The sequence below is a fragment of the Pseudomonas fluorescens genome, from assembly GCF_019212185.1.
GTDB lineage: Bacteria > Pseudomonadota > Gammaproteobacteria > Pseudomonadales > Pseudomonadaceae > Aquipseudomonas.
On record NZ_CP078138.1, the window covers coordinates 3,438,460 to 3,452,619 of the forward strand.

General features: G+C 63.4%; 12 protein-coding genes. 1 reads left to right on the forward strand and 11 read right to left on the reverse strand.

Annotated elements, in window-relative coordinates; genetic code table 11:
* Positions 1 to 82: 82 nt before the first annotated feature.
* A complete protein-coding gene (gene phnX, locus KW062_RS15445) occupies positions 83 to 910 on the forward strand; it encodes a phosphonoacetaldehyde hydrolase (protein WP_105754202.1) in 828 nt (275 codons plus the stop codon).
* Between the two features lie 38 nt (positions 911 to 948).
* Here the strand turns inward: phnX and KW062_RS15450 are convergent, their stop codons facing one another.
* From KW062_RS15450 to KW062_RS15500, 11 genes are all read right to left on the reverse strand, one after another.
* Positions 949 to 1,794 carry a helix-turn-helix transcriptional regulator gene (locus tag KW062_RS15450; protein WP_256350777.1) on the reverse strand — a complete coding sequence of 282 codons (846 nt, stop codon included), beginning with the start codon at positions 1,792 to 1,794 and terminating at the stop codon, positions 949 to 951.
* A 53-nt stretch (positions 1,795 to 1,847) separates the two neighbouring features.
* Positions 1,848 to 3,266, reverse strand: coding sequence for an aminotransferase (locus KW062_RS15455; RefSeq protein ID WP_105754204.1), 1,419 nt, complete (start codon positions 3,264 to 3,266; stop codon positions 1,848 to 1,850).
* A 50-nt stretch (positions 3,267 to 3,316) separates the two neighbouring features.
* On the reverse strand, positions 3,317 to 4,420 hold the full coding sequence (locus KW062_RS15460; RefSeq protein WP_105754205.1) for a polyamine ABC transporter substrate-binding protein: 1,104 nt from the start codon (positions 4,418 to 4,420) through the stop codon (positions 3,317 to 3,319).
* Between the two features lie 101 nt (positions 4,421 to 4,521).
* Positions 4,522 to 5,412 carry a universal stress protein gene (locus KW062_RS15465; RefSeq protein WP_105754206.1) on the reverse strand — a complete coding sequence of 297 codons (891 nt, stop codon included), beginning with the start codon at positions 5,410 to 5,412 and terminating at the stop codon, positions 4,522 to 4,524.
* Positions 5,413 to 5,629: 217 nt separating this feature from the next.
* Positions 5,630 to 6,340: an NAD(P)H-dependent oxidoreductase gene (locus KW062_RS15470; RefSeq protein WP_027618872.1), complete on the reverse strand. Its 711-nt coding sequence runs from the start codon at positions 6,338 to 6,340 to the stop codon at positions 5,630 to 5,632.
* Between the two features lie 9 nt (positions 6,341 to 6,349).
* Positions 6,350 to 7,996: an ABC transporter ATP-binding protein gene (locus KW062_RS15475; RefSeq protein ID WP_027618873.1), complete on the reverse strand. Its 1,647-nt coding sequence runs from the start codon at positions 7,994 to 7,996 to the stop codon at positions 6,350 to 6,352.
* Positions 7,997 to 7,998: 2 nt separating this feature from the next.
* On the reverse strand, positions 7,999 to 8,826 hold the full coding sequence (locus tag KW062_RS15480) for an ABC transporter permease (protein ID WP_027618874.1): 828 nt from the start codon (positions 8,824 to 8,826) through the stop codon (positions 7,999 to 8,001).
* Positions 8,827 to 8,829: 3 nt separating this feature from the next.
* Positions 8,830 to 9,789 carry an ABC transporter permease gene (locus KW062_RS15485; protein ID WP_105754207.1) on the reverse strand — a complete coding sequence of 320 codons (960 nt, stop codon included), beginning with the start codon at positions 9,787 to 9,789 and terminating at the stop codon, positions 8,830 to 8,832.
* Positions 9,790 to 9,868: 79 nt separating this feature from the next.
* Positions 9,869 to 11,461 carry an ABC transporter substrate-binding protein gene (locus tag KW062_RS15490; protein WP_105754208.1) on the reverse strand — a complete coding sequence of 531 codons (1,593 nt, stop codon included), beginning with the start codon at positions 11,459 to 11,461 and terminating at the stop codon, positions 9,869 to 9,871.
* A gap of 92 nt (positions 11,462 to 11,553) precedes the next feature.
* A complete protein-coding gene (locus KW062_RS15495) occupies positions 11,554 to 12,969 on the reverse strand; it encodes an aldehyde dehydrogenase family protein (RefSeq protein ID WP_105754209.1) in 1,416 nt (471 codons plus the stop codon).
* On the reverse strand, positions 12,962 to 14,152 hold the full coding sequence (locus tag KW062_RS15500; RefSeq protein ID WP_105754210.1) for a pyridoxal phosphate-dependent aminotransferase: 1,191 nt from the start codon (positions 14,150 to 14,152) through the stop codon (positions 12,962 to 12,964). Before KW062_RS15500 ends, KW062_RS15495 begins: the two co-directional genes overlap by 8 nt.
* Positions 14,153 to 14,160 lie beyond the last annotated feature (8 nt).

Genomic DNA, 14,160 nt, shown 5'->3' on the forward strand with positions numbered 1-14,160 from the left:
CTGCAAGCGCTTTACCCCTCAACCGGCTTGCCCTGCCTTGATCAGGGACGGCCCACTCACACCCGAAAAACGGAGATTTACCATGCACTATCAACACCCAACGCAGCTGCAAGCCGTGGTCCTCGACTGGGCCGGCACCGTGGTCGACTTCGGCTCATTCGCGCCGACGCAGATTTTTGTCGAGGCCTTTGCCGAGTTCGGCGTCGCCGTGTCCCTGGAAGAAGCCCGCGGCCCGATGGGCATGGGCAAATGGGATCACATCCGCACCCTATGCAATCAGCCGCAGATTGCCGAACGCTACCGTGCGGCCTTCGACCGCTTGCCCACTGATGACGACGTCACCGCCCTCTACGAGCGTTTCATGCCGCTGCAGATCGAAAAAATCGCCCTGCACTCGGCGCTGATTCCCGGCGCCCTGGAAGCCATCTCGGCGCTGCGCGAGCAAGGGCTGAAGATCGGCTCGTGCTCCGGTTACCCGGCAGTGGTCATGGCCAAGGTGGTGGAGTTGGCTCGCGAGAATGGCTACGTCGCTGATCACGTGGTGGCCACCGATGAAGTACCGAACGGCCGTCCGTACCCGGCCCAGGCCCTGGCCAACGTGATTGCTCTGGGGGTCAGCGATGTGGCGGCCTGCGTCAAGGTCGACGACACCTGGCCGGGAATCCTCGAAGGCCGTGCCGCCGGTATGTGGACCGTGGCCCTGACCTGCTCGGGCAACGCTCTGGGCCTGACCTATGAGCAGTTCCAGGCGCTGCCAGCCGAACGCCTGGCCGAAGAACGGGCGCGCATCAGCCGGATCTTCGAAGGTTCGCGCCCGCACTACCTTATCGACACCATTGCCGAATTGCCGGCCGTGATCGAGCAGATCAACGCCCGCCTGGCCCGTGGCGAAACCCCGCAAGGCGTCTGAGGCCAACCGCGCCCCTCAAACCCTTGAGGGGCGTCAGCTCAATCCTGACGCAGCCACTCGATAAACAGCGCAAACAGCTCCGACTGCGAGCTGATCGCCAGCTTCAGGTAGAGGTTCTTGCGGTGCATGCGCACGGTTTCTATGGCAATGCTCATCTGCTGCGCAGTGGACTTCACCGAGTGACCGCGCAGGATCATATGCGCCACTTCCCGTTCCCGTTCGGTCAGTACATCACAACCAAAATGCTCGAAGGCCTGCTGGATGCTGCGCTTGATATCGGTCTGCGCACGAGCGGCTGAGGCGCCCTGCTCGACAATCGCCGGATTGCGCCGGGCGAACTCGCGAATGAACTCGGCGACCATCGGTTCCACCGCCCGCAGCACATCCAATTGGCTGTGACTCAGGGTCTCGCCGCCAAAGCCCTGGAACAGGCTCAGCGAGACTTTGCTCTGGTTGCCGACGTCGACGATGAAATAACTGTCTTCCGAGCAGCCGGCCTTGAGGTAGTAGGTCTTGTAGTAGTCGCTGTCGAAGAAGTGGTCCGGGGCGATTTCCTCCAGGTGATAAAACCCTTCGGCCAGCCCTTGTTCCACCGCCAGGCAAAACGGATCGAGCAAGTAGCCCACGGAAAAATAGCGGCCAATCACCGAGTCGCGGTATTGCTCGGGGATCCCTTGCAGGTACAGCGACAGCGGCGGTTGGTCCTTGCGTTCGAGGCTGATCATCACCGATTCGATCGACACCAGATGCCCGATGGCCTGCGCCAGATAGCGCAGGGCATCGTCCTGTTCGATGTGGGCGAAGGCTTGCTGGAGCCCGGCGTGCCATTGATGCAGGGCACGCCAGGGCAAGGCGATCAGGGTCTGGTCTTGGGCTTTGCTCATGCCCCGCAGTCTAGCGGGAGAGCCCCTGCCGGGCAAAGCCCCGGGACGCTGGCTCATGCGCCGTCGTACAAACCGTTCGCCGTCAGTTCCTCGGCCGCTTCGAGGATGCACTCGCGCAGGGTTTCGACGATTTCATCGACCTGGGCGTGGGTGATGATCAGCGGCGGCGACATCACGTTGAGGTGCATGATCGGTCGCACCAACAAGCCCTTGGCCTGAGCCCGCACATGGATTCGCTCGCCAATATTCACCTCATCCGGGAACAGCGCCTTGCTCTGCTTGTTGGCGACGAACTCGACGCAGGCCATCAGCTTGACGCAGCGCACATCGCCCACCAGCGGCAAGTCACGCAGGGTGGCCAGGCGTTGCTCCAGGTAGCTGCCAACGTCGCCAACATGGGCCAGCAACTGCTCGCGCTCGATGATCTCGATGTTCTTCAACGCTGCAGTGCAGCACACCGGATGGCCGCTGTAGGTGAAGCCATGGGTGAAGCAACGACCCTTGCCCGGCTCGGCGATGACCTTCCAGATTCGCGAGGAGAAGATGCACGCGCCCAGCGGCAGGTAGGCCGAGGTCAGGCCCTTGGCGGTAGTGATGATGTCGGGCTGTACGCCGAACACGGCATCCGAGGCGAACCAGGTGCCGAGGCGGCCGAACGAGGTCACCACTTCGTCGGCGACGAACAGAATGTCGTGGGCCTGGCACACCTCCCACATGCGCCGCAGGTAGCCCTCGGGCGGAATGATCACCCCGCCAGAGCCCATGATCGGTTCGGCGAAGAACGCCGCGACCTTGTCGGCGCCAATACTGTGGATCTTGTCTTCGAACTCCTGCACCAGGAATTCAAGGAACTGCGCTGCATTCATGCCTTCGGGGGCGCGATACGGATTGGGGTTGGAGATGTGGTGAATCCGCTCGTGGGCGTAATCGAACTCCGGCACCCGGTCGGCGGCCTTGTTGCCGATCGACATGGTCAGGCAGGTCGAGCCGTGATAGGCGTTGTAGCGGGCGATGATGTGTTTCTTCTCTGGCTTGCCCCGGCAGTTCTGGTAGTACTGGATCAGCCGATAAGCGGTGTCGACGGCGGTCGAGCCACCGGTGGTGAGGAACACGTGATCCAGATCGCCGGGGGCCAGGCTGGCGAGCTTTTCGCAGAGTTCGATGGCCACCGCGTTGGACATGTCGGAGAACGGATTGGAATACGCCAGTTGCCGCACCTGGTCGGCAATCGCCAGGGCCATTTCCTCACGGCCCAGGCCAATGTTGGTGCACCACATGCCGCCGACGGCATCGAGGAAGCGGTTGCCCTCGGTGTCGTAGATGTAGGCGCCGTCGCCAGCGACGATGTTCAGCGCGCCCTGCTCGGCATGTTCATCGAACACGTGGTAGCCGTGCATGTGGTGGGCCTTGTCGGCCTTGACCAGTTTGGCCTGATCGAAGTGGGCAAAAAAATTGTCGGTTGGAATCGCCATAAAAAAGTACTCGCAAAAAGAAAAGTCGGCGGGTCAGCAGGCAGTCGCCCTTACTTCCCGGTTTTTACCGTGCTCCAGACCCGGGTGATCGCGCGCATGTCCTTGGCGTCCTGGGTCTTCTGGGCAAACAGCCGGGCGCGGGTGGCGTCGTCGGGGTAGATCGCCTGGTTGTCCCGCACATCGGCATTCACCAGGGCGGTCGCCGCGCTGTTGCTGTTGGCGTAGTGGATGTAGTTGGTGACGTCGGCCATGACCTGCGGTTGCAGCAGGTACTCGAGGAATTTGTGGGCGTTGGCCACGTGCGGCGCGTCGCCGGGGATGTACAGGTTGTCGAACCAGATCAGCGAGCCTTCCTTGGGAATGAAGTACGCCAGGTTGATCTTCAGCTTGGCTTCTTCGGCCCGTGCCTGGGCGGTGGCGTAGTCGCCGGACCAGGTCATGGCCATGCACACGTCGCCGTTGGGCAGGCTGGTCAGGTAGTTCACTGAGTCGAATTTCTTGATGTACGGCCGCACCGCCATCAATACGTCCTGGGCGGCCTTGAGATCGGCCGGCGCGGCGCTGCGTGGGTCGCGTCCGAGGTAGGTCAGGGCCAGCGGGATGACTTCCGTGGGCGCGTCGATCAGGGTCACGCCGCAGTCGGCGAAGCGCGAGACGACCTTGGGATCGAAAATCATCGCCAGCGAGCCGATCGGCGCATCGGGCATGCGCGCCTTGATCATGTCGACGTTGTAGGTGATGCCATTGCTGCCCCAGGTGTAGGGCGCCGAATAGGCGACGCCGGCGTCGTAGCCCTGCAGATCCTGCAGCACTTTCGGGTCGAGGTTACTCCAGCCCGGCAGTTGCTGTTTGTCCAGCGGCTGGAACACCTTGGCCTTGATCAGCGGCGGCACCAGGGAGGCGTTGAGCACCACCAGGTCGTAGCCGGAGTGACCGGTGAGCAACTTGGCTTGCACCGTCTCGTAGGCATCGAAGGTGTCGTAGATGACCTTGATGCCGCTGGCTTTTTCAAAATTCGCCAGGGTCTGTTCGCCGATGTAATCCGCCCAGTTGTACAACCGCAGGGTTTTCGCATCGTTGACATCGGCGGCATTCACCGCCAGGGACAAGGGAGCAAGCAACAGACTGGACCACACTCGAAGTGCCTTGCGCATTGCACATTCCACCTTATAAGCAGGCTCTGCTCTGGATGAGCGGACGTCCCTACTATTGGCGCAATGGGCGCGTGGCACCATACCCCGAATGGGGGTAAGCCTCAGACCGCGAGGATGCTGCAGGAAGCCTGGTACAACAGGTGCTCGGTGGTGCTGCCGATCAGTTTCTCCAAGCCGCGGGACTGGTTGCGGCCCATTACCAGCACGTCGATGTCATGCTGGTGAGCGAATTCGGCGAGTACCTGCACCGGGTCGCCGGAGATGAAGTGACGACGCTCGGCGGGCACGCCAAAGTGTTCGGCGGCGCGAACAAAGGCATTTTCCAGGTCCTGGCGCAGCGACAGGGTCAACTCGCCCAGGGTCAAACCGGCGGCGCTGACCCCGGCGAGGAAATCGACGGCAATGTCGCAGGCGCTGACCAGATGCAGCTCGGCGTCGCACTGCAGCGCCAGGCGTTCGGCCTGCTTGACGATGCGCTCGTTGAGTTGCTGGTTCTGCGCCGACTCATTGGCGCTGTCGATGGCCACCACTATCTTGCGCGGCAAGGTGCAGGCGCGGTCGCCCACCAGATAGGTCGGCACCGGGCAATAGCGCAACAGGTGCCAATCCATCGGGGTGAAGAAGGTGCGCTTGAGCAACGGCTCCTGCTGCACTTCCTTGATCAGCAAATCCGGCTGGCATTCACTGACATAGTCGAGGATGTCCTGCTTGAGATCATCGGACCAACTCGCCTGGTGCGTCACCTCGACACCCTCGCCCCGCAGCTGCTGCACCTGCTCCTCGAGCCAGTCACGCTGCTCCTGCAGGTACTCGTCCCGCGCCGTGGCCCAGTTGTCGTCCTCCAGCAGGCTCAGAATCCCCGGCGACTTGACCAGCGCAACAATGTGCAAACTCGCCCCACTGGCCCGCGCCAGCGCCCCGGCGTGCTGAATGCTTGGCGACAGGCGCAGGGCCGGGTTGATGATCAGCAACAGGCGTTGGTATTGGCTCATGGTCAGACTCCTGGGTCGTGTACCTCAAGTATTGACCAAAGGGTGCGCCTTTGGGGGAAGTCGGTGTTGATCGGGGTCAAGTGGATGACTGCTCAAACAACCCCATCCCCCTGTAGGAGCGGTCTGCCGCTTACGGCTGCTCGCGATTGCCCGAAGAACGCCGCGTTCCGTCGGGATATCCGCGTCATCGTTGGCGATCCGCTCCCACAATGATCAGTCACGCCTTCGTGGTCAGCGGATAAAGCTGTTCATCGAACTGCGCCAGGCGCGGAAACACCATCGCCCGATCATCACTCAACTGCTGCAACCGCTGCCCGTAATCAACCAAAAACTCCTGACGCGCCTCATCACTGATATACGGCACATGCCAGGCCACAAACGGCTCCAGCACATCGAACCCGACATAGGCCAACGTCCCACGCAGGAGCGGGCGCAGCATATCCTCCAGCGGCCCATGTATCGCGCCTTCGCCAAACATGTGCTCGCGACCGCCCAGGGTGACAGTCACCAATGCTTTCTTGCCCGCCAGCCCGCCCTGGTCGTAGAAGCGTTTACCGCCGTAGCAGACGCCCGACACCAGCACCCGGTCGATCCAGCCTTTGAGGATGGCCGGGGTGGAGAACCAGAAGATCGGGAAGTTGAGGATCAGCAGGTCGGCCCACAGCAGCTTGTCCAGTTCGGCCTGGATGTCTGGCGCGATTGACTGACTCTTCACCCCCAGCCGTTGTTCGAGGGCGTAGACCAGGTACTCCGGGTTTTCCCGTGAGGTGAAGTCGGCGGCGCTGGCCACCGGGTTCCAGTTCATTGCGTACAGGTCGCTGACCTGCACTTCGTGGCCCTGGGCTTCAAGGGTGGTCACAGCCTGGTCGCGCAAGGCGGCGGTGAAGGACTGGGCTTCCGGGTGGGCGTGAACGATCAGTACTTTCATGGTGATTCCTTAGACTTTTTCCAGCGAAGGGTTGGAAGGTTGAGGGGTGCGACTGGCCAGTAAGCGGTCGAGCCAGTCCGGGTCCATTTGTGGCTCGGAGGAGAACAGCAAGCCGGTGTAATCCTGATGGGGCGGGGTGAAGATCTGCTGGCGTGAGCCGTGGTCGACCACCCTGCCCCGTTGCATCACCAGCACTTCATCGGCAATCGCCCGCACGGTGGCGACGTCATGGGTGATAAACAGATAGGCCACACCCAACTGCTGCTGGATGCGGTTGAGCAACTTCAGCACGCCCTCGGCCACCAGTTGATCGAGGGCCGAGGTCACTTCATCGCAGATGATCAACTGCGGATCGGCGGCCAGGGCCCGGGCGATGCAGATCCGCTGCTTCTGCCCGCCCGACAGTTCCCGGGGCTGGCGCTCCATGTAGATTGCCGGGTCGAGCTCGATCATTTCCAGCAGCTCGGCAACCCGCGCGCGCATGGCCTTGCCCTTGAGCCCCAGGTAGAAGGTCAAGGGCCGGCCGATGATGTCGACGATGCGCTGGCGCGGATTCAGGGCGGTGTCGGGGATCTGGTAGATCATCTGGATCCGCCGCAACTGCTCTTTGCTGCGCTGACGAAAATCCGCCGGCAGTGGCTGACCGTCATACAGCACCTCGCCGTAGGTCGGTGGCAGCAGCCCGGTGATCAGCCGCGCCGTGGAGCTTTTGCCGCTGCCGGATTCGCCGATCACCGCCAGAGTCTGGCCGCGGTACAGGCTCAGCGAAACATCGTGCAGCACCGGGTGCTGTCCATAGCTGGCGCAGCTGTTGCGCAGTTCCAGCAAGGGCTTTTCCTGTTGCGGCAGTGCCTTGGGTTCGGTGCGAAAACTGCGCACCGCCCACAGCGACTTGGTGTAGTCCTCCCGGGGATTGCCGAGCATGCTGCGGGTTTCGGCTTCTTCCACCAGCTTGCCGTGGCGCAGCACCATGATCCGGTCGGCCATCTGCGCGACCACCGCCAGGTCGTGGCTGATGTAAATGGCGGCGATGCCGTACGTAGCGACAGCTTGGCGAATCGCCGCCAGCACTTCGATCTGGGTGGTGACATCGAGCGCGGTGGTCGGCTCGTCGAAGATGATCAGGTCCGGGTGGCAGGCCATGGCCATGGCGGTCATTACCCGTTGCAACTGACCGCCAGAGACCTGGTGCGGATAACGCTGGCCGATCTGCTCGGGATTGGGCAGTTGCAGCACCCGGTACAGTTCCACCGCTTCGGCCTCGGCCTGGGCGCGGCTGATGGCGCCGTTGCACACCGCCGTCTCGACATGTTGATCGATCAGCCGATGGGCCGGGTTGAACGACGCGGCGGCGCTTTGCGCGACATAGGCAATCCGCAGCCCACGCAATGTGCGCAGGGCCTCCGGTTTGGCCTTGAGCAGATCGATGCCATCAAACTGCACCGAGCCACCGGTGATTCGGCAGCCGTCGCGGGTGAACCCCATGGCGGCCAGGCCGAGGGTCGACTTGCCGGCCCCCGACTCGCCGATCAGCCCCAGCACTTCACCGCGTTGCAGGGTCAGGTCGATGCCCTTGATCAGCGGGTGCCAGGCGTCGTCGTGGTGACCTTCGATGTGCAGGTCGCGGATTTCCAGCAAAGGTTTGGCAGTAGTCATGCTCAGCATTCCTTGAGACCGCTGGACTTGTGCAGCATCCAGTCGACGACGAAATTGACACTGACGGTGATCAGGGCCACGGCCAGGGCGGGCAGCAACGGACTGATGTCGCCGAAGGTGATCAGCACCGCGTTGTCCCGCACCATGCTGCCCCAGTCGGCGGTGGGCGGTTGAATGCCCAGGCCGAGGAACGACAGCGCGCTGATGAACAGAAACACGAAGCAGAAGCGCAGGCCGAACTCGGCAATCAGGGGCGCCGCGGCATTCGGCAGCACTTCGCGAGTCACCAGCCACCACAGGCCTTCCCCGCGCAGGCGCGCCGCCTCGACGAAGTCCTGCACCACCACGTTCATCGCCACCGCCCGCGACAGGCGAAACACCCGGGTCGCGTCCAGCAGCGCGATCACCAGCACCAGCGACGTCGCGGTGGTGCCCACCACACTGAGAATCAGCAAGGCGAAGATCAACTGCGGGATCGCCATCAGGATGTCCACCACCCGCGACAGGCCCTGGTCGACCCAGCCCCCCTTGATCGCCGCCACCAGGCCACCAAGGCCTCCGAGCAGGAACGCCAGCACCGTAGTCAGGAACGCGATGCCCAGGGTATTGCGCGCGCCATACACCAGGCGGCTGAACATGTCGCGTCCAAGGTTATCGGTGCCCAACAGGAACTCCCCGCCCCAGGGTGCGAAGCCCTCACCCACCACCTGGGTTTCGCCAAAGGGCGCCAACAGCGGCGCAAACAGCGCCACCAGAATGTAGGTGAGGATCACCAGCAGGCCGAACTGGGCGCTCAGCGGCGCCCGCAGCAGTTGTTTGAACAGGCTCATGGGCTACCCCTTCGGATGCATCAGGCGTGGGTTACTGGCGATGGACAGCACATCAGCCGTGGTATTGAGCAGGATGTAAGTGGCGGCGAAGATCAGGCTGCAGGCCTGGACCACCGGGATGTCGCGCTTGGCCACCGAGTCCACCAGCAACTGGCCGAGCCCCGGATAGACGAACACCACCTCGACCACCACCACACCCACCACCAGGTACGCCAGGTTCAGCGCGACCACGTTGACGATCGGCGCCAGCGCATTGGGCAAGGCGTGGCGAAAGATGATCCGCGACTGGCTGATGCCCTTGAGCCGGGCCATTTCGATGTAGGGGCTGGCCAGCAGGTTGATCAGCGAGGCGCGGGTCATACGCATCATCTGCGCGATGACCACCAGGCTCAGGGTTGCCACCGGCAGTATCGAGCGCTCCAGCACCGTGGCGAACGAGGCGTCCGGCGCCAGGTTGGAGATACTCGGAAACCAGTTGAGTTTCACCGCGAACACCAGGATCAGGATGTAGGCTACGAAGAACTCAGGGAACGACACGGCGCTCAGGGCCGAGGTGTTGAGCAGGCGGTCGAACCAGCTGTTGCGGTACAACGCCGCGAGCATCCCCAGCAACAACGCCAGCGGCACCGAGACGGCGGCCGCCAGCAAAGCCAGGCTGAAGGTGTTGCCCAGGCGTGCACCGACCAGCTCGGCGATCGGCCGCTGGTTGGCCAGCGACACCCCGAGATCGCCTTGCAGCAGGTGCCAGATCCAGTGGCCGAAGCGGGTCAGTGGCGGCATGTCCAGGCCCAGTTGGGCACGAAACGCGGCCACGGTTTCCGGGGTCGCCGATTGGCCGAGCATGGCCTGGGCGATGTCCCCCGGCAGCATGCCGACCGCGAGGAAGATAATCACCGAGACCGCAAACAGCGACAACAACCCCAATGCCAGCCGCTGCGCCAGCAGTTTGTAAATACTGTTCATCGTGCAGTTCCTTGAAATGGGTACGCGGGTGCAGATTGCATATACCCACTGTGGGATTTCCAATGTTTGGGTGGTGTGCTTACGCCTGCCACCACCGCTCGATCACCCGCAGCCCATCCAACTCGCCATAGGGCGCTGTCTGGCCGCCATGGGCGACGCGGCTGGAACGGGCCGCCACCGAGCTGGCGAACAGCGGCACGATCGCCCCGCCGTCGTCCCTGCACAGCGCCTGCATTTCGTTGTACATCTCGCGACGCAACGGATCGTTCATCTCGCCACGGGCGGCGTTGAGCAGCTTGTTAAACCTAGGGTTGTCCCAGTGGGTCTCGTTCCACGCCGCACCCTTGGCATAACCAATGCTGAACATGCGGTCGGCGGTCAGGCTGCTGTACCAGAACGAAGTGGTGAACGGCTGCTTCATCCACACGTTGGAGAAGAACCCGTCGGCCGGCTCGCGCACCACGTCGATCTCGATTCCCGCCGCACGCGCCTGTTCCTTGAACAGCACCGAGGCATCCACCGCGCCGGTGTACGCCGCATCCGAGGCTTGCAGGCGGACCTTAAGCGAATCCAGCCCGGCCTGTTTCAAGTGGAAGCGCGCCTTGTCCGGGTCATAGCTGCGTTGCTCCAGCGCGGTGTTGATGAAACGGCTACCGGGCTGGATCGGGTGATCGTTGCCCACCAGGCCGTAGCCATACAACACCGAGGCCAGCAGGGTTTCGCGGTTGATCGCGTGTTTCATCGCCAGGCGCACGTCGTTGTTCTGGAACACCGGGCTGTCGGTGAGCATCGGGAAGGTATAGTGCTGGGCGCCCTTGGTTTCCTCGATCACCAGGTTCGGGTTGCGCTTGAGCAGGGCCACGGTTTTCAGGTCGACTTTGTTGATCACATCCACCTGACCGGTCACCAGCGCATTGACCCGCGCGGCGCCATCGGCAATGGCGATCAGCTCGGCGCTGGCGAAATGCGCGCGACCGGGTTTCCAGTAATCCGGGCTGCGCTCCAGGGTCATGCGCACGCCCGGCTCGAAATCCTTGAGCCGATAGCCACCGGTGCCGACGCCCGCCTGCCAGTCCGGCAAGCCGTCCTTGCTCGGCATGATCACCAGGTGGTAATCGGCGACCACGTAGGCGAAATCGGCATTGCCCGACTTCAGCTCGAACACGACGCTGTCGCTGCCGTTGGCACTGACCGTGGACACATCGCCCAGCACGGTCTTGGCCGCCGAGGTGGACTTCTCCCCCAGGTGATGCTGGATCGAAGCCACCACGTCATTGGCGTCGAGGCTCTTGCCATTGTGGAATGTGACGCCCGGACGCAGCTTGAAGGTCCAGACCCGCGCATCCGGAGTCGAGGTCCAGCTTTGCGCCAGTTCGGGAATCGCCGTGCCGTCGACGCCAATTTCACTCAGGGTGTTATAAACCGCCGAGAAGCCGACAAAGGTGAAGGTATCGGCCCAGGAGCCGGGGTCTCTTGAATCGGTAGTGCTGCCACCGGCCAGGCCCAGGCGCAGCACGCCGCCCGGTTTCGGCGTGGCCTCTGCAGCGAATGCGCCGAATGGCAGGCCCATGGAAAACGCCCCGGCCACTGCGGCCGCTGCAGCGCTGTATTTGAGGAAGTCGCGACGCGGGAAAGCGGATTGCTGAGTAATTTTGTTGTTGTTATCGCTCATTGGATTGCCCCTGATCACACGCTAAATGAAATTGGCACCACGCAAGACACCGGGCCTGGGCCCGGTGCACATACATTTCGATGGGTAAACCGTCACACCTGGATCGCCTTCACTTCGACGAATTCGTTAAGTCCCTCCTCCCCCCATTCCCGGCCATTGCCGGACTGTTTGTAGCCGCCGAACGGCGCCTGATAATTGAATGCCGCGCCGTTGAGGAAGCACTGCCCGGCGCGCAGTTGCCGGCCCAATTGCAGGGCGCGCTCGGCACTGCCGGCCCAGACCGCGCTGGAGAGGCCGAACGGCGAGTCATTGGCCAACTGGATCGCTTGCGCCTCATCGGCATAGGGAATCAGGCACAGCACCGGGCCGAAGATTTCTTCCTGGGCGATGCGCATGCGGTTGTCGACGTCGGCGAACAGCGTCGGGCTGACGTAATAACCGCGTTCGAACGCCGCCGGGGTGTCGCCACCACAGAGCAGGCGCGCACCTTCCTCCTGACCCATACGGATGTAGTCGAGCACGCTGCGCCGCTGTGCAGCGGAACACATCGGCCCGAGGAAACTCTGCGGGTCCAGTGGGTCGCCCATGACCAGGCTGCGGGTTTCGGCCAACGCAATGTCCACGGCCTCGGCATAGCGGCTGGCCGGCAGCAGCATGCGGGTCAAGGCGGTGCAGGTTTGTCCGGAATTGATCATCACGTCCTGCACGCCATAACGCACGGCGGCAGCGAGGTCAGCGTCCTCGGCGATCAGCAGCGGCGACTTGCCGCCCAGCTCCAGACAGACCCGCTTGACCGAGGGCGCAGCGGCCTGGGCCACTCGCACCCCGGCGCCGGTGGAGCCGGTGAACGACAGCATGTCGACGTCCGGGTGCCGGGCCAGGGCTTCGCCGACCTTGGAGCCCGGTCCGCTGACCAGGTTGAACACCCCGGCCGGCAAGCCGACGTCGGCAATCATCTGTGCCAGCAGAAACGCATGCAGCGGGGTTTCCTGGCTTGGCTTGAGCACCACGGTGCAGCCCGCAGCCAATGCCGGCGCCAACTTGCCGATTAACTGGTGCAGCGGGTAATTCCACGGGTTGATAAAAGCGCAGACGCCCACCGCTTCACGGATTACCAGCGAGTTGCCGACTTCCCGCACTTCGTCCATCAGCCCAGCCAATTCGACGTACTGCTCAAGCCCGGCAATCGGTCCGTCGACCTGCACTGCGCGGCACCACTGCACCGGCATGCCCAGTTCAGCGGTGATCACCGCCGCCATCTCATCGGCACGGCTGCGCAACTGCTCGGCCAACGCCCGAATGTAGCTGGCGCGAACGCTGGACGGGGTACGCGACCAGCTGGCGAACGCCTTGCGTGCAGCCGCTACGGCGGCATCGACATCGCGCTCATCGCCCAGCGGTACGCTGCCGGCAATCTCTTCGGTGGCCGGGTTGATCACCTCGGCGATGCCCTGTCCCGACGGGGTTTGCCAGCGGCCATCGATAAACAGTGTCTTGTGATTAAGCATCCAGCTTTGCCTCCATCAGTTCCTGGGCACAACGGGCAATGCGCTGACAGGCATCGCGCAACGGCGCTTCTGCCACCACCAGCCCCAGGCGGATATGCCCGGCGGCACTCGGCCCAAAGGCCTCACCGGCGAGCACCGAGACGCCGTGGCGATCCAGCAGGCGATCGGCGAACGCCTGGGCGCTGAGGCCGGTGGCGCGGATATCGAGCATCACGAACATCCCGCCGTCGGGCTTCAAGGCGCGCACCCCGGGGCAGTCGGCGAGGCTGGCGCAGACCAGGTCGCGGCGCTGGCGATAGGCGTCACGCATCGCCGTCAGTTCTGGCAGATCACTCTCCAGGGCGATCACCGCCGCGTCCTGAACGAAATCCGGCGAGCCGTAGAGCATGCACAGCGCCAGATTTTCCAGGTGCGTGGCCAGTGCCGGCGGCGCGACCACCCAGCCCACACGCCAGCCGGTCATGGCGTGGGATTTCGACAGGCTGTTGAGGGTCGCGGTGCGCTCGGCCATACCCGGCAGGCTCGCCGGGCTGACGTGCTCGCCGTCGAACAACAGTTCGCTGTAGACCTCGTCGCTGATCAGCCACAGGTCGTGGCCGATGCACAATTCGGCCAGCGCTTGCCAGGTAGCGCGCGGCAGGCTCGCCCCCGACGGGTTATGCGGGCTGTTCAAGGCCAGGGCGCGGGTCCGCGGGGTGATGCGCGCGGCAACGTCTTCGGGCAACACCCGAAAGCCGTTTTCCGAGCGTACCGGCACCGGCACCACCACCGCGCCACAGGCGCCGAACACCGCTTCATAGGTCACGTACATCGGCTCGGCGACAATCACTTCATCGCCTGGATTGAGCACGCATTGGGCGACGCTGAACAGCGCACACTGGGCGCCGGCCAGTACCGTCACCTGATCCGCCGAGACCACCTGGCCACTGCGCTGCTGATGCCTGCGGGCGATGGCTGCACGCAAGGCGGGCTTGCCGCGCACATCGGCGTAATGGGTGTTGCCGGCCAGAAGGCTGTCGATGGCGCCCTGGACGATGGGCTGTGGGGTATCGAAGTCAGGGTCACCCACCGACAGCAGCAAAATGTCCTGGCCCTGTCTGCGCAAGGCCAGGGCGCGGTAGTGAATATCCCAGGCGGCAGCGCCGTCGCCGGCGATGCGTTGGGTCAGATCGGAAAAACGCATGCGGGTGT